Below are 16,168 nucleotides of genomic sequence, written 5' to 3' on the forward strand. Positions count from 1 at the left end.
CAGAAAGCCCTGCCATGAGCCTCCAATGCGGCATCGTGGGCTTGCCCAACGTCGGCAAGTCCACCCTTTTCAACGCGCTGACCAAGGCCGGCATCGCCGCCGAAAACTATCCGTTCTGCACCATTGAGCCCAACGTGGGCGTGGTGGAAGTGCCTGACCCCCGCCTGCAGCAGCTCGCCCAGATCATCTCGCCCGAGCGCATCGTGCCCGCCATTGTCGAGTTTGTGGACATCGCTGGTTTGGTGGCCGGTGCCAGCCAGGGTGAAGGCCTGGGCAACCAGTTCCTGGCCCACATCCGAGAAACCGACGCCATCGTGAACGTGGTGCGCTGCTTTGAAGACGACAACGTGATCCACGTGGCTGGCCGTGTGGACCCGATCTCGGACATCGAGGTGATCCAGACCGAGCTGTGCCTGGCCGACATGGGCACCGTCGAAAAGGCGCTCAATCGCTACACCAAGGCTGCCAAGTCGGGCAACGACAAGGATGCCGCCAAGCTGGTGGCGCTGCTCACGCGCATCCAGGCTGCGCTCAATGAAGGCAAGCCCGCCCGCTCGGTCGAGATCACCAAGGAAGAGCAGCCGCTGCTCAAGTCCCTGTGCCTGATCACCGCCAAGCCCGCAATGTTCGTGGGCAACGTGAGCGAAGACGGCTTTGAGAACAACCCTTTCCTCGACCGCCTCAAGGACTACGCCGCCAGCCAGAACGCCCCCGTGGTGGCCATCTGCGCCAAGATGGAAGCCGAGATGGCTGAAATGAGCGACGAAGACCGTGACATGTTCCTGGCCGAAATGGGCCAGACCGAGCCCGGCCTCGCGCGCCTGATCCGGGGCGCCTTCAAGCTGCTGGGCCTGCAGACCTATTTCACTGCGGGTGTGAAGGAAGTGCGCGCGTGGACCATCCACATTGGTGACACGGCACCCCAGGCGGCCGGCGTGATCCACGGCGACTTCGAGCGCGGCTTCATCCGTGCGCAGACGATTGCCTTTGACGATTTCATCGCCTACAAGGGTGAGCAGGGCGCCAAGGATGCTGGCAAGATGCGCGCCGAAGGCAAGGAATACGTGGTCAAGGACGGCGACGTGCTGAACTTCCTGTTCAACGTCTAAAAATCACTGAAAACGCCATCGGGTCATGGCCCGGTGGCCCGCATCCCTGCAGGGCCCCTGGCATGCAGGGATTTTTTACGACCGTTTGGCAGGGGTGTGTCCACGCATCCCCCTGAGCATCGATTTCTATGAACACTGGAATCCTCTACGCAGCCCTGGCTTACATCGCCTGGGGCCTGTTCCCCCTGTATTTCAAGCAGGTGGCAGACGTGCCCTCGCTGGAGGTGGTGATGCACCGCACACTGTGGTCGCTGGTGTTTGTATTTGGCGTATTGATGGTGCGCAGGCAATGGTCGTGGATGGGGACCGTGCTGCGCCAGCCCAAGGTGCTGGCGGCATTTGGTCTGTCTGCGATGCTGCTGTCGGGCAACTGGCTTACCTATGTGTGGGCGGTGCAAAACCAGCACGTGGTAGACGCTAGCCTGGGCTATTTCATCCTTCCGCTGGTCAACGTCGCGCTGGGCTTTGTATTTCTGCGTGAGCGGCCTCGCTCGGGCCAATGGATGGCGGTGGCCGTGGCGGCCGCTGGCGTGCTGTGGCTGGCGGTGCAGGCTGGGCGCCTGCCTTGGATTGCACTGGTGCTGGCCTTGAGTTTTGGCTTCTATGGGTTGTTGCGCAAGGTTGCTGTGCTGGGCGCACTGGAGGGTCTCGCGCTGGAGACGCTGGTGCTCGCGCCGGTGGCCGCCGTTGTGCTGGGCTGGTGGGCGTGGCAAGGCCAGGGTGCGCTGGTGCAGGGCACGCCCGCCACCGTCGGCTGGCTGCTGCTTGCGGGCCCCATGACGGCAGTTCCGCTGCTGCTGTTTGCGGCGGGTGCGCGCCTGATCCCGATGTCCACCTTGGGCATCCTGCAGTACATCTCGCCCAGCCTGCAGTTTGCGCTGGGCGTGTGGTTGTTCCATGAACCGTTCGAGCCAGCGCGCCTGGTGGGGTTTGTCTTGATCTGGGCGGCGCTGCTGGTCTACAGCATGGAAGGCTGGTGGACGCGTCGGCGGGTTGTAGTGGCCTGAAGAAGGGCCGAGTTCTCCCCGCACTGCATGCGTGGGACCAGGGGCTGGGAGTCTTTCCGATGGGGCTCGCGTCGCATTCATTGCACAGATTTGCTGCGCCGCTGGTGGCGCTACTGGAAAACACGGAGCGCGACGGTGTCAGTTCTGCGTAAGATGCGCGGGCTCGTCTGCCGGGTGTTGGTGCCTGCAGCCTGCGCATTTCGGTGAAGCATCACCCGAACGAACCCGGGCTCAGGCCTGCCTCCACATGTTTTTTGGTCGCAAGAATCCGTTTTCGGCGACGGACGCCTTTCCCCTGTCCGACGCTGTCATGGAGTTCGATGACTCGTCTTCAGCCATGGTGCGCCCGGCCCGCCGCGCGCTGGATGGAATGGGGCCCCGCAGTGGGCGCAGTGCGCGCGAAAAATGGTTGCTGGCCGCAGGTCTGATGGGGCTCTATGCGCTGGCGATGCTAGGGTTTTGTGCGCTGGGCATGGTGGAACTTCAGGTGCTCGCCGTGTTGGGCGTGCTGGTGGCGGTGGTCTGCGCGACCTTCTGGGGCATTTTCAACACGGGCTTGCACAAAAATGTGCGGCATCGGCACCTGAAGCTGGCCATGGTGGCTACAGCGCTCGCGTGCATGCTCGGCATTGTCTACCTGGCGCCCGTTACGCAAATCCTGTTGGCGCCATTCACCTTTGTGGCCGTGGCCTATGGCATTTTCACTGTGCCACGGCCCACCCTGCTGGCACTGGCGGCCTGCATGTTGTGCCTCTATGCCGGGGTGGTGGGGCTGCACTACCTGGAGCAGCAGAACAACGCCCTGCTGCGCCTGGAGGCATTGCATTGGGTGGCTCTGGCGGTTTCTTTGCCCGCCTTCATTGCTCTCATGGGCCGGGTGCAGCGCCTGTACCGCAGCCTCTACCATGCAAGCCGCAAGATCAAGAACATCCAGGAAGACGCCCAGCGCGATCCGCTGGTGGGATGCTTCAACCGCCGCTACGTGTTGGCCGCGCTGGAAGAGCAAAAACAGCTGGCCGACGAAAGTGGCATCCCGTTGTGCCTGGCCGTGCTGGACATTGACCACTTCAAGCGCATCAACGATGAGCTGGGGCATCTGGGGGGCGACGAGGTGCTGCGCACCTTTGCGCGCATCGCGCAGCAGGGCGTTCGCGGGGGCGACGTGTTTGGCCGGTATGGGGGTGAAGAGTTTCTGCTCATCTTCCCTGGCACTTCGTTGCTGCCTGCGCTCAATACCTGTGAGCGCATTCGCGCGCAGGTGGAAACCCATGCCTGGACCGGATTGCTCAAGGGCCGGGTGACGGTATCGGTCGGGGTGACGCAGTATGTGTTGGGCGAGTCGGTGCTGGAGTTCTTCTCGCGGGCCGATACCGCCATGTACATGGCCAAGGAAGGCGGGCGCAACCAGGTGGTGGTCGAGGAGCCCGTTGCCAAAGGCGATTCGCAGCTGTCGGACTTGTCGATCTCCAGCAGCAACGCTTTCCTGTAGCTGCTGGCCGTTGTTTGTGCTGGCCGGGTTGACAAGCGGCCTTCGGTGTTCACACTGAACGCCTGTTTCCATCCCCCACGTTGGGTGGCATGGCTGCCTTTCGCGCTTGTGCGTTGGTGCCTTTCCCCCGCGTCCGTTCCATGCCCTCATCCACCGACCTGTCGGCCGAATTCGCCACCGCCCAGCAGCGTGTGCGTCTGCTGCAGCAACAACCGCAGGCTTTTCCCCACCCTGTAGAGCGCGTGGAATGTATCGAGACCCACATCTCCTGGGTGCTGCTTGCGGGTGACTTTGCCTACAAGCTCAAAAAACCCTTGCAGCTGGATTTTCTGGACTTCAGTACCCATGCCCTGCGGCACGCCGCCTGCGAGGAAGAGCTGCGCATCAATCGCCGCACGGCGCCGGGCCTGTACTTGGGCCTTGTAGGTTTGGTGGGTCAGGTGACTGCTGGGGCGGATGGCGCCCCCACCACGCTTCAGGTCGTGCCGTGGAAAGACGCTCTGCCAGGCGCCGAACCCGTCGTGTGGATGCGACGTTTTGCCCAGGACGCACTGCTCGCCACTGCACTGGATGCGCATCGCGTGTTGCCTGCGCAGATCGACCAGCTGGCGTGCCATGTGGCGCAGTTCCACGACGCAGCCGCCATCGCTGCAAGCACCGACAGCTGGGGCATGGCGGCAGCGGTGCAAGCGCCAGTGGATGACTGTGTGGCGGCTCTGCGCGCACCCGTGGCAAGCGCGCTGCCCGTTCAGGGCCCTCTGCTGGCGCAGGTGGTCGGCTGGTGCCGGCACCAGGGGCGGGCCCTGGCCACCACGTTCGAGGCACGGCGGGCAGCCGGTCGGGTGCGCGAATGCCATGGCGATTTGCATCTGGCCAACATTGCACTCATCGATGGCGAGGCCCAGCTGTTCGATGCCATCGAGTTCAACCCCGCCTTGCGCTGGATCGACTGTGTGGCCGATATCGCCTTTGTGGTGATGGACCTCGAGGCCCATGGCCGGGCCGATCTGGCCTGGCGGTTTTTGAACCGGTGGCTGGAGCACACGGGAGACTACGCGGGCCTGTCCGTTTTGCGGTACTACGGCGCCTACCGCGCTTTGGTGCGGGCGCGGGTTGCTGCCCTGCGGCTGAACCCAACCTGCGGTGATGGCAGCGCGCAGGCTGTGCAAGCCCTGGAGGAATATCTGGAACTGGCGGCGGGTTTTGCGGGACAACGGCCAGCGCGCTGGCCAGTGGCGCGCCCTGCTGCGTTGTGGCTGGCCCATGGCTTTTCGGGGGCGGGCAAGAGCACCCATGCGCTGACCCTGGCGTGCCAGCGTGGATTGGTGCGCGTGCGGGCGGATGTAGAGCGCAAGCGCCTGTTCGGCTTGGCGCCCAATGCTTACAGCGACGGCGTACCTGGCGGCATCTACACCGCCGAGGCCACATTCCACACGCACCAGCGGTTGGCGCAAGTGGCGCGCGAGGTGTTGGCGGCAGGCTACTCCGTGATCGTGGATGCCACCTTGCTGGACCGCGATGCCCGCGCGCTTTTCCTGGCCCTGGCCGATTCTGTGCAAGTGCCCTGCCACATCCTGTCGTTCGAGGCCCCCTTGCCGGTGCTGCGCGAGCGTGTGCGCCAGCGCGCGCTGGCCGGAGCCGGTGCGTCAGAGGCGGATGTGGCGGTGCTGGACGCCCAGTGGGCCCGCGCCCACCCGCTGCAGTCCCACGAAGAGGCGATCACGCTGCACGTGGACACCACGGTGCCCGTGAACTGGGACCGTCTGCTGCCGCCCTGATCCCGGTGCCTTCGGCGGGCCACTACATCGCCAGATGCCCTGGCATGAAGTACAGCAACACGCTCGTCATAACCAGATAGCGGAAGAACTTGCCCACAGCCATATAGGCCAGGCAAGGCCAGAACGGCAGCTTGAGCCAGCCTGCCACAGCACACAGCGGGTCGCCCACCACGGGCAGCCAGCTCATCAGGCAGGCGGGGGCGCCAAAGCGCCGAAGCCAGTTCAGCGCGCGAACTTCAGTGGCATTGCCACGGGCCTTGTCCACTACCTTGTGAGCGCCCAGGCCCATCCACCAGCTCACACCACCGCCCAGCGTGTTGCCAACCGTGGCCACCAGGATGGCGGGCCAGAAGAGTTCAGGGTTGATCTTGATCAGGCCGAACACCGCAGGCTCCGAGCCCAAAGGCAGCAGCGTGGCGGAGATGAACGCCACCACAAAGACCGTGCTCAGGCCGAACTGCGGCAGCGCAAGCCATTCCAGCAGCTGGTGCATCCAGATTTCCATAGGGGCCAAGTGTAGGGCGGCGCAGCCGGTGCTTTGGTGCCAGGGGGCGCTGTCCTACGCCGGGCTGCGCCATCTGCGCATGGCTTGCAAGGGGCTCCTTTCTTATCGTGGTACCCACACCGTCCCCCGAAAAATTCCCAAGGAGGAGGCAGCATGCAACGTTTTGAAACCCACGTCTTCCCCAGCAGCACCACTCTGGCTGGCGCGCCTGTTGGCTCTCGCTGGCTGCCTCTGGCCCTGGCGCTGCTGATGGCTGCCTGTGTGCACAGCCCACAGGCAGCGGTGCCTGAACTGCAACCCGCTGAGGTGCATGTCGCCAGCCCTTGCAGCGAAACACCTTCTGCGCGCGCCGCCTTGCAGCGGGTGGGCCAGGAATTGCAGGCGCAGGGCATGGTGTTGCAAGCCACCTGCCCGGCCACTGGTGGCGGCTGGGTGGTGCAGGTGCGTGTGGTGGACGGCATGAAGGCCAGCAAGGTGGTGCGCGGGCCGCTGGCCGATGGGCACGATGTGGACATGGGAACGCCTGCGGGGGCTGCGCTGGCGGGGGCAGAGTCGGCCGCCCAGGGCTTCTCTCCCGATGTGCTGCACAACCGCGCCTGGCTGCGTGCGACGATGGCCCGCCACCAGTTTGAAAACACCCCCGATGCCTGGTGGCACTTTGCGCTGCGCGGCGCTGCAACGGTGCACACCGCGGACGCTGACCTCGCCGCGCGATGACCTTGCTCCCTGCGGGGTGGCACACGCCCCGGCTGCGCGTGAGGGTGACAAAGCCGTCCGATTTTCAGCGGTCGAGATATTTCATTTGCTGAAATTTTGAGCAGGTACAATCCTGCCTCCTTTTTCAGCATCTGCTGCTGCCTCCCTATCCCACCCCGCCCATGCACATCGGCCACATTCCTTTGGCGAACCGGTTGTTCGTCGCCCCGATGGCGGGCGTCACCGACCGGCCGTTCCGCCAGCTGTGCAAGGCGCTGGGTGCGGGCTATGCGGTGAGCGAGATGGTGACCTCGCGCAAGGACTTGTGGAACAGTCTCAAGACCTCGCGCCGTGCCAACCATGAAGGGGAGCCGGGGCCCATTGCCGTGCAGATCGCCGGCACCGATGCACCGATGATGGCCGAGGCTGCGGTCTACAACGTGGAACGCGGCGCGCAGATCATCGACATCAACATGGGCTGCCCGGCCAAGAAGGTGTGCAACAAATGGGCGGGTTCCGCCCTGATGCAAAACGAGGCGCTGGCGGTGGAGATCGCCGCTGCGGTGGTCGAGGCCTGCGCGCCTTTCAACGTGCCTGTCACGCTGAAGATGCGCACCGGCTGGTGCCAGGAGCACAAGAACGCCGTGGCATTGGCGCGGCAGTTTGAAAGCGTGGGCATCCAGATGCTCACCGTGCACGGCCGCACGCGCGAGCAGGGCTACAAGGGCCACGCGGAGTACGACACCATCGCAGCCGTCAAGGCGGCGGTGAAGGTGCCCGTGGTGGCCAACGGCGACATCACCTCGCCCGAAAAGGCGCGCGACGTGCTCGCTTCCACCGGGGCCGACGCGATAATGATCGGCCGTGCCGCACAGGGCCGACCATGGATCTTCCGCGAGATCGGCCACTTTCTGGCCACGGGCGAACACCTGGCGCCGCCGCTGGTGGCCGAGGTGCGCCGCCTGCTGCTGGACCACCTGCAAGACCACTACAGCCTGTATGGCGAGCTGACCGGGGTGCGCAGTGCGCGCAAGCACATTGCCTGGTACCTGCGCGCGCTGCCGGGCGGCGAGGCCTTCAGGCAACACATCAACACGATCGAAGACTGCACCACGCAGTGGCAGGCCGTGGCCGACCACCTGGACGCCCTCGGGCAACAGATGGACCGGCTGCCTGCCGCCACGGGCTTGGACGCAGAACCAGAAGAACAAGAGGGATTGGCTGCATGAGCAAGAAACACATAGAAGAATGCGTGCGCGAGAGCCTGCAGGGCTACTTTCGCGACCTGGGCGGCGAGACGCCCGATGGCATGTACGACATGCTGGTGCGTGTGGTCGAAAGGCCGCTGCTGGAAGTCGTGATGCAGCAAGCCGACAACAACCAGTCCCGCGCGGCCGAATGGCTAGGCCTGAACCGCAACACGCTGCGCAAAAAGCTCGTCGAGCACAAGCTGCTCTGACGTCATTGTGTTATTTGCTATTTAATTTGTAGCTGTTTGCGCTTGATGGATAAGCGCTAGAGCCTGTTTTTATTCAAACTCTCCCCTCCCACACCATGAACGCACTTCTCTCCGTCTCCGACAAGACCGGCATCGTCGAATTCGCACAAGCGCTGCATGCGCTGGGCATCAAGCTCCTGTCCACCGGCGGCACCGCCAAGCTGCTGGCCGACAAGGGCCTGCCCGTCACCGAAGTGGCCGAGGTCACCCAGTTCCCCGAAATGCTCGACGGCCGCGTGAAGACGCTGCACCCCAAGGTGCACGGCGGCCTGCTGGCCCGCCGCGAGCTGCCCGAACACATGGCCGCGCTGAAGGAACACGGCATCGACACCATCGACCTGCTGGTGGTCAACCTCTACCCCTTTGAAGCCACCGTGGCCAAGGCCGGCTGCACGCTGGCCGACGCGATCGAGAACATCGACATCGGCGGCCCCGCCATGGTGCGCAGCGCCGCCAAGAACTGGAAGGACGTCGGCGTGATCACCTCGGCCGACCAGTACGAGGCCGTGCTGGCCGAGCTGAAGGCCGGTGGCAAGTTGAGCGACAAGCTGCGTTTTTCGCTGTCGGTGGCTGCGTTCAATCGCATCGCCCAGTACGACGGCGCCATCAGCGACTACCTCTCGTCCGTCACGTTCGAAGAAGAAAAACTGTCGGAAACCTACGTGCCCACGCGCACCCAGTTCCCCGGCCAGAGCAATGGCATCTTCACCAAGGTGCAGGACCTGCGCTACGGCGAAAACAGCCACCAGCAAGCCGCTCTGTACCGCGACCTGTACCCCGCGCCCGGCTCGCTGGTCACCGGCGTGCAGTTGCAGGGCAAGGAGCTGAGCTACAACAACATCGCCGACGCCGATGCCGCTTGGGAATGCGTGAAGAGCTTTGAAGCCGCCGCCTGCGTGATCGTCAAGCACGCCAACCCCTGCGGCGTGGCCGTGGGCCTGGACGCGCTGAGCGCCTACAGCAAGGCCTTCCAGACCGACCCCACCAGCGCTTTCGGCGGCATCATCGCGTTCAACCGCGTGGTGGACGGCCCGGCCGCCCAGCAGGTGAGCAAGCAGTTTGTCGAAGTGCTGATGGCCCCCGACTTCACCGCCGAGGCGCTGGAGATCTTCAAGGCCAAGGCCAATGTACGCCTGCTCAAGATCGCGTTGCCAACACACGGAGGCAAGACCGACTGGGAACGCGGCCGCAACGCCATGGACGCCAAGCGCATCGGCTCGGGCCTGCTGCTGCAGACCGCCGACAACCACGAGCTGTCGCTCATCGACCTCAAGGTCGTGACCCAGAAGCAGCCCACGCTGGAAGAAATGGAAGACCTGCTGTTCGCCTGGAAGGTGGCCAAGTACGTCAAGAGCAATGCCATCGTCTTCTGCAAAGGCGGCATGACCATGGGCGTGGGCGCTGGCCAGATGAGCCGCCTGGACTCGGCCCGCATCGCCAGCATCAAGGCAGGCCACGCAGGCCTGACCTTGCAAGGCACGGTCGTAGCCAGTGACGCCTTCTTCCCCTTCCGCGACGGCCTCGATGTGGTGGTCGATGCAGGCGCCACCTGCGTCATTCAGCCCGGTGGCTCCATGCGCGACAACGAAGTGATTGACGCCGCCAACGAGCGCGGCGTAGCCATGGTGTTCAGTGGCGTGCGCCACTTCCGCCATTGATTCGACCGGCGGTCATCCAACAAAAAGCGGCTTCCAAGGAAGCCGCTTTTTTTATGTCCGTTGTCAGGATGAAGGTGAGGTGAGGTTCAGGTGCCGAAATTCATCGGCAGTCCGACATAGTTCTCGGCCAGCGACACCGAAGCAGCGCGTGAGTTCACCAGGTAGTCCAGCTCGGCCTCCTGGATCTTCTGGCCGAACTCGCCCGTCTCGGGAAAGCGGTGCATCAGCGAGGTGAACCACCACGAGAAGCGCTCGGCGCGCCACACGCGGCGCAGGCAGCGGTCGGAGTAGGTGTCGATGCCCACGGCGGATTTCTCTGTGTAGAACTCGGTGAGCGCGGTCCACAGGTAACCCACGTCGCTTGCCGCCAGGTTCAGGCCCTTGGCGCCCGTGGGCGGCACGATGTGGGCCGCGTCGCCCGCCAGGAACATGCGGCCAAACCGCATGGGCTCGGCCACAAAGCTGCGCAGTGGGGCAATGCTCATCTCCAGCGCGGGGCCAGTCACCAGGTTGGCGCGGGCTTCGGGGTCCAGGCGGTTGCCCAGCTCGGTCCAGAACTGGTCGATGGTCCAGTTCTCGATCTTGTCGGTGTTGGGCACCTGCACGTAGTAGCGGCTGCGGGTGGCACTTCGCATGCTGCACAGCGCAAAGCCGCGCTCGGTGTTGGCGTAAATCAGTTCGTGCGAGACGGGCGGCACATCGGCCAGCACACCCAGCCAGCCAAAGGGGTAGACACGTTCGTAAGTCTTGAGCAGATCGGCCGGGGCGCTGGCGCGGCACACGCCGTGGTAGCCGTCGCAGCCTGCGATGAAGTCACAGGCCAGCTCGTGCGTCTGGCCGTCCTTCTGGTAGGTCACGCGGGGGCTTTGGCCATCGAAGTCGTGCACTTGTACGTTCTGCGCGTCGTACACGGTGGTCAAGCCTTCTGCCGCGCGCGCGTCCATCAGGTCGCGCGTCACTTCGGTCTGGCCATACACCGTCACGCGGCTGCCGCCGGTCAGCTCGTGCAGGTCGATGCGGTGGCGCTGGCCCTTGAACAGCAGCTCGATGCCATCGTGGGGCAGCCCTTCGGCATGGGCACGGGCCCCGACACCGGCCTTGTCCAGCAGGTCCATGCTGACCTGCTCCAGCACACCTGCGCGGATGCGGCCCAGCACGTAGTCGGGGCTGCGCTGTTCGATGATGACGGCGTCAATGCCGGATTTGTAGAGCAACTGGCCGAGCAGCAGACCGGCGGGGCCTGCGCCGATGATGGCAACCTGGGTACGCATGGTGGACAACCTCACAAAGGCGTTAGAAAGCGGTAAAGGAACAGGGCCAAGCGTAGGTTGATCCATGTCAATTGAAGCCCGGCCCGCGCCGCTATCGTGCGATTGATAGATCTGATGTGCGATCATCGCGCAATCTTCCATAGCCTCGGCTCACCTCCAGTCTTCGACCAGGCGACCGACCCCAAGCGCCCCAGGCAAACCATGACCACCGTTCCCATCGCCAAGGCAGATTTCATCGAAGGCATGGCCAAGGGTATGGCGGTGCTGGAGAGTTTTGACACCGAGCGCCAGCGGCTCAATGCCACACTGGCCGCGCAGCGCACGGGTCTCACGCGCGCGGCGGCGCGGCGGCACCTGCTGACGCTGGCGCACCTGGGGTATCTGGAGACAGATGGCAGCTACTTCTGGCTGGCGCCCAAGGTGCTGCGGTTTTCAGGCAGCTACCTGGCCTCAGCCCGCCTGCCGCGTGTGCTGCAGCCCACGCTGAACCGGCTGGCTGCCCAGACGCAGCAGTCGTTTTCGGCCGTGGTGCTGGATGGCAGCGAGGTGGTGATCGTGGCGCGCAGCGGGGTGTACGGCGCGCCGTCGCGCGTGCTGGCCTATGGCCTGCACCTGGGCGCGCGGCTGCCGGCGCACCCCACGTCCACGGGGCGCGTGCTGCTGGCGGCATTGCCTCCTGCCCAACTCACCGCGTGGCTCAAGGCCTGCTCACTGCACCGCCTCACGCCCCACACCATCACCCAGGTCGGCCCGCTGCGGCAGGTGATTGCCAAGGTGCGGCGCGATGACTATTGCCTGGCGGTGGAAGAGCACGAGCTGGGCGTGCACGCGCTGGCCGTGCCCCTGCGCAACCTTCAGGGCGACACGGTGGCGGCGCTCAATGTGGTGGCGTCGCCCAAGCAGGTGGATGAGAGCAGCCTGCAGCGCGACATGCTGCCGCTGCTGCAGGAGGCAGCCCGCGAATTGCGCGGGCTGCTGTAAGCCTGAGCTCATGCCGCGACAATGCGCCCCGTGCCCGCCGCGCCCGCCAGCACCTTCAGAGATTTGTCGGTGCTGGCCGTGTAGTTGCGGCTGGTGATGGTGCTCACGTAAACCCAGTCGGCGCGGCACTCAGTGGCGGTGGCAGTCAGCACCATGTAGCCACGGCGCGAGGTATCGCAGTACTTCAGCGGAGCGATGAGCTGCTGCAGCGCACCGGCCAGTGTGGCGGGGTTTTCGTTCGGCAGGTATTCCTCAAACCCCGGCGAGGTGACGGACGAGGTGGCAAATTCCACACCCACGGCATTGCCGCTCATGTTCCGCAGCTCGTTGGCCCAGGCGTTGTGGGTGTCGCCCGACAGCACCACCAGGTTCTTGCCCAGGCTGCGCGAGGTGGCCAGCACCGTCTCGCGTGCCACCTGGTAGCCGTCCCAGGCGTCCAGGTTGTAGGGAATGGAGGGCTGCGCCAGGATGGCCTGCTCGGCCGGTGTGAGGCTGGCGGGGTCTGTCTGCGCGCGTCCCACCAGGGCCGCGTACTGGCTGACGGTGACGCCTGCGCCGGGTTGCAGCGTTTCCATCAGGATGGGCGCGGGAATGTTCATGCGACCCATCAGTACCTGCTGCCCCAGCACCTGCCAGGTAGCGCTGGATGTGGCCATCTGCTGCTGAAGCCACTGTGTCTGCGTGGTGCCCAGCAGCTGGCGACTGGTGCTGCCCACGGCGGCGGTGAATGCGGCGGCGTCAAAGCCGGTGGCAGTGAAATACTGGCCGTAGTCGAGCTGCTCATCACGTGCCACCACGCGGGTGTCGAGCATGTGCAGCGCCACCAGGTTGCCAAAAGCAAAGCTGCGGTAGATCAGCTCGGGCTGCGCGTTGCGGGTGGGCATCCACTCGTGGTACGCCTGCATGGCCGCGGCTTTGCGCGCGCTGAAACTGCCTTCGGTGGCGCTCTGGTGGTTTTCTGCGCCGTTGCTCCAGGTGTCGTTGGTGATCTCGTGGTCGTCCCACACGGCGATCATGGGGGCGGCTGCGTGCAGGTCCTGCAGGTCGGAGTCGGTTTTGTATTGGGCGTGGCGCTGGCGGTAGTCGGCAAGGCTCAGGATCTCGTGGGCAGGCTGCGACAGGCGCCCCAACGCGCCTGCGTTGGCCGACGCATATCCACCCCGGGCATATTCATAGACGTAGTCGCCCAGGTGGACGGTGGCATCCAGGTCATTGCGGCGGGCCGCGTCGGCATACACATTGAAGTAGCCGGCGGGGTAGTTGGCGCACGAAAAAACGGCCAGCTTGACCTGCGCCACGCTGCCGGTGGGCAGGGTGCGCGTGCGGCCGGTGGCGGTGTGGGCAGCGTACGCACGAAAGCGGTAGTAGTACGCAGTGGCCGCCTTGAGCCCGGTGGCATCGACCTTGACGGTGAAGTCCTTACTGGCCAGCGCCGTGGTCTTGCCTTGGGCAGCGATGGAGGTGAAGTTGCTGTCTGTGGCAAGTTCCCATTCGACAGGGATATCGCTGGTGTGGCCAGCGGGTGGGGTCACCCGTGTCCACAGCATCACGCGGTCGGCCAGCGGGTCGCCGCTGGCGATGCCATGTGCAAACTGCACGGCAGGCGCATCGTCATCGCCGCCGCCGCAGGCCGCCAGCGGCAGGGTGCCCAGCGCGGCTGCAGCGATGCCGAGCTGGCGCACGAAGCGCCGCCGCCCGGCATCGGCCTGCGCAGCGTCGCGGAAAGGGTGGGAGGTAGAGACGAGGGGTTTGTGTGCCATGGCGCGGGTGGTGTGGGGTAAAGCACCCGAGCCTGCCCGCATTGCATGACGGCCGCGTGAAGCGAGGGCGCTGCGCCCCTGCTACAAAAAAATATCAATAAAAAAGCCTCTAGCGCTTGGTGGTAAGCCGCTGGCAGCTATTATTTTGATAGTTCTTTGAACACTTCGCGCGCGGCAGCCACGGTGGCGGCAATGTCTTCGGGTGTGTGGGCGGCGCTGACAAAACCGGCCTCGTACAGCGCAGGTGCAATATAGATACCGCGATCAAGCAGGCCGTGGAACAGCTGGTTGAAACGCGCGCTGTCGGTCTTGAGCACCTGGGCGTAGTTCTGGGGTAGCTCGGGCATCAGGAAGAAGCCGAACATGCCGCCTTCGCTGTCGGTGCTGAAGGGCACGCCTTCAGCCGCCGCCGCAGCGGCGAGGCCATCAACCAGGGAGCGTGTGGTGGCCGACAGTGCGTCGAAGAAGCCCGGCTTCTTGATCTCGCGCAGCGTGGCCAGCCCGCAGGCCGTGGCCACAGGGTTGCCCGACAGCGTGCCTGCCTGGTACACGGCGCCCAACGGTGCGAGGTTTTCCATGATGGCGCGCGGGCCACCAAAGGCTGCCAGCGGCATACCACCGCCAATGACCTTGCCCAGCACCGTGATGTCGGGTTTGAAGCCGGGGATGCTCTTGGCATAGACGCTTTGCGCGCTGCCCAGGGCCACACGGAAGCCCGTCATCACCTCATCCAGCACCAGCAGCGCGCCGTATTCGGTGCACAGCTCGCGGCAGCGGCGCATGAAGGGCACACTGGCGCGCACCAGGTTCATGTTGCCCGCGATGGGCTCGATCATCACGCAGGCCAGTTCCTTGCCGTGCAGGGCAAAGGCCTCTTCGAGCTGAGCGACATTGTTGTACTCGAGCACCAGGGTGTGCTGCACCACCTCGGGCGGCACGCCCGCGCTGGTGGCGTTGCCAAACGTGGCCAGGCCCGATCCGGCCTTGACCAGCAGCGAATCGGCATGGCCGTGGTAGCAGCCTTCGAACTTGATGAACTTGCTGCGGCCTGTGGCGCCACGGGCCAGGCGGATCGCGCTCATGCCCGCTTCGGTACCCGAGCTGACTAGGCGGATCATTTCCATCGACGGCACGAGGCTCAGGATTTCCTCGGCCAGCTCCACCTCGCGTTCGGTCGGTGCGCCAAAGCTGAAGCCTTCGAGCGCTGCGCTCTGCACGGCTTCGAGCACGGCCGGGTGGCCGTGGCCCAGGATCATCGGGCCCCAGGAGCCGATGTAGTCGATGAAACGCTGGTCGTTGGCGTCCCAGAAGTAGGCGCCTTTTGCACGCTTCACAAAACGCGGCGTGCCGCCCACGGCCTTGAAGGCCCGCACGGGCGAATTCACGCCGCCGGGGATCAGCGCCTTGGCGCGTTCGAACAGGGGGATGTTGAGATCAGTGCTTGGTGTCATGGGGGGGCATCACAAAGCCTTCGAGGGCCTGTGCTTCGTCAATCGGGAGTTCTTCTTCGTCACCATCGGCCTCGTCATCGTCGGGCTGGGCCCAGAACATGCGGTCGGGCACGATATGCCCCATGCCGGGGCGAAAGCCGGCATCCAGGCAGCGGTCGAGGTAGCCCAGGGCTTCGCTGGTGGCTTCGCCCAGGTCGTTGCCGCTGGCCACCAGGGCCGTGAGGGCCGCCGACAAGGTATCGCCGGCGCCGGAGAAGGTGGCATCGAACAGTTCGAACTTGCCACTGCCCAGCACGGTCTGGGGGGAGGCCAGCACGTTCTCGACAAACTGCTCGGGCAGGGGAATGCCGGTGACCAGGGTATAGGGCACGCCCATTTCGGAGGCGGCCCGGGCAATGTCGCGGGCTGTGGGGCTGCGGTCGCTGGTCCAGTCGGGCAACAGCCAGCGCCACAGGGTGCTGTGGTTTCCAACCAACACCGAGGTCTGCGGTAACAACAATTCGCGGAAGGCATCCAGGTACTCGTCGATCAGCTCATCGCGCCACCAGGACAGGTTGGGCATGTACGCTATCACCGGGACTTCATCATAGTCTGTGGTTATCTCGGCGATGGTGCTGATGTTCTCCGGACTGCCCACGAAACCGACCTTGATGGCCTGGACCGGCAGGTCTTCCAGCACGGCCCGGGCCTGCTCGGCCACCGCCTCGTCGTCAAAGCTGAAGTGGTCGAAAATCTGCGCTGTGTCGCGGGCATAGGCGCCTGTGACCACGGCAATCGGATGCCCGCCCACGGAGGCAACGGTGGTGATGTCGGCTGTCAGTCCGCCAGCGCCGCAGGGGTCGCTGGCATTGAAGACGAGCACGCATGCAGGGCTTGCGTCCTCCAAACCGTCATCTTCAATATCTATGCTTTCGGGGGGGGGAGGGGATGCTTTGATGGTCATGGACCAGATCCTGCTTGAGGGG

14 protein-coding genes are annotated in these 16,168 nt (G+C 64.7%); 9 read left to right on the plus strand and 5 right to left on the minus strand.

The features are described from left to right. Positions 1-14: 14 nt before the first annotated feature. The 4 genes from ychF to AC2YJX_RS23070 all read left to right on the plus strand — a co-directional run bounded on the left by ychF (position 15) and on the right by AC2YJX_RS23070 (position 5,383). Entirely contained in the window at positions 15-1,109 is a 1,095-nt protein-coding gene (gene ychF / locus AC2YJX_RS23055; RefSeq protein ID WP_121421105.1) for a redox-regulated ATPase YchF, read from the plus strand. Between the two features lie 128 nt (positions 1,110-1,237). After that, a complete protein-coding gene (gene rarD / locus AC2YJX_RS23060; RefSeq protein ID WP_487257376.1) occupies positions 1,238-2,116 on the plus strand; it encodes an EamA family transporter RarD in 879 nt (292 codons plus the stop codon). A 247-nt stretch (positions 2,117-2,363) separates the two neighbouring features. Then, positions 2,364-3,605 carry a GGDEF domain-containing protein gene (locus AC2YJX_RS23065; protein WP_487257377.1) on the plus strand — a complete coding sequence of 414 codons (1,242 nt, stop codon included), beginning with the start codon at positions 2,364-2,366 and terminating at the stop codon, positions 3,603-3,605. Between the two features lie 140 nt (positions 3,606-3,745). Further along, positions 3,746-5,383, plus strand: coding sequence for a bifunctional aminoglycoside phosphotransferase/ATP-binding protein (locus AC2YJX_RS23070; RefSeq protein ID WP_487257378.1), 1,638 nt, complete (start codon positions 3,746-3,748; stop codon positions 5,381-5,383). A gap of 22 nt (positions 5,384-5,405) precedes the next feature. On the opposite strand, the gene AC2YJX_RS23075 is transcribed toward AC2YJX_RS23070, so the two are convergent. After that, positions 5,406-5,888, minus strand: a complete 483-nt coding sequence (locus AC2YJX_RS23075; RefSeq protein ID WP_055393381.1) for a YqaA family protein — start codon at positions 5,886-5,888, stop codon at positions 5,406-5,408. Positions 5,889-6,041: 153 nt separating this feature from the next. Between AC2YJX_RS23075 and AC2YJX_RS23080 the strand changes: the two genes are divergently transcribed. The 4 genes from AC2YJX_RS23080 (at position 6,042) to purH (ending at position 9,740) form a co-directional block, all read left to right on the plus strand. After that, positions 6,042-6,605 carry a D-Ala-D-Ala dipeptidase gene (locus tag AC2YJX_RS23080; protein WP_487257379.1) on the plus strand — a complete coding sequence of 188 codons (564 nt, stop codon included), beginning with the start codon at positions 6,042-6,044 and terminating at the stop codon, positions 6,603-6,605. A gap of 161 nt (positions 6,606-6,766) precedes the next feature. Then, positions 6,767-7,813: a tRNA dihydrouridine synthase DusB gene (gene dusB / locus AC2YJX_RS23085; protein WP_487257380.1), complete on the plus strand. Its 1,047-nt coding sequence runs from the start codon at positions 6,767-6,769 to the stop codon at positions 7,811-7,813. Continuing rightward, complete coding sequence (locus AC2YJX_RS23090) at positions 7,810-8,043, plus strand: Fis family transcriptional regulator (protein WP_015015597.1); 234 nt, start codon at positions 7,810-7,812, stop codon at positions 8,041-8,043. The genes dusB and AC2YJX_RS23090 overlap by 4 nt, the downstream gene beginning before the upstream one ends. Positions 8,044-8,138: 95 nt before the next feature. Continuing rightward, positions 8,139-9,740, plus strand: coding sequence for a bifunctional phosphoribosylaminoimidazolecarboxamide formyltransferase/IMP cyclohydrolase (purH, locus tag AC2YJX_RS23095; protein WP_487257381.1), 1,602 nt, complete (start codon positions 8,139-8,141; stop codon positions 9,738-9,740). Between the two features lie 86 nt (positions 9,741-9,826). On the opposite strand, the gene pobA is transcribed toward purH, so the two are convergent. Then, positions 9,827-11,011, minus strand: coding sequence for a 4-hydroxybenzoate 3-monooxygenase (pobA, locus tag AC2YJX_RS23100; protein ID WP_487257382.1), 1,185 nt, complete (start codon positions 11,009-11,011; stop codon positions 9,827-9,829). Positions 11,012-11,212: 201 nt separating this feature from the next. On the opposite strand from pobA, the gene AC2YJX_RS23105 reads away from it, so the two are divergent. Further along, a complete protein-coding gene (locus tag AC2YJX_RS23105; RefSeq protein ID WP_228896293.1) occupies positions 11,213-11,992 on the plus strand; it encodes an IclR family transcriptional regulator domain-containing protein in 780 nt (259 codons plus the stop codon). A gap of 8 nt (positions 11,993-12,000) precedes the next feature. On the opposite strand, the gene AC2YJX_RS23110 is transcribed toward AC2YJX_RS23105, so the two are convergent. The 3 genes from AC2YJX_RS23110 to thiD form a co-directional block, all read right to left on the minus strand. Further along, positions 12,001-13,752 (minus strand): alkaline phosphatase D family protein, encoded by a 1,752-nt coding sequence (locus AC2YJX_RS23110; protein ID WP_487257383.1) that lies wholly within the window; start codon positions 13,750-13,752, stop codon positions 12,001-12,003. Positions 13,753-13,892: 140 nt separating this feature from the next. Next, positions 13,893-15,203, minus strand: coding sequence for a glutamate-1-semialdehyde 2,1-aminomutase (hemL, locus tag AC2YJX_RS23115; RefSeq protein ID WP_228896295.1), 1,311 nt, complete (start codon positions 15,201-15,203; stop codon positions 13,893-13,895). After that, positions 15,187-16,146: a bifunctional hydroxymethylpyrimidine kinase/phosphomethylpyrimidine kinase gene (thiD, locus tag AC2YJX_RS23120; protein ID WP_487257384.1), complete on the minus strand. Its 960-nt coding sequence runs from the start codon at positions 16,144-16,146 to the stop codon at positions 15,187-15,189. The genes hemL and thiD overlap by 17 nt, the downstream gene beginning before the upstream one ends. Positions 16,147-16,168: the final 22 nt, after the last annotated feature.

It is taken from the genome of Acidovorax sp. SRI_002 (assembly GCF_057586455.1).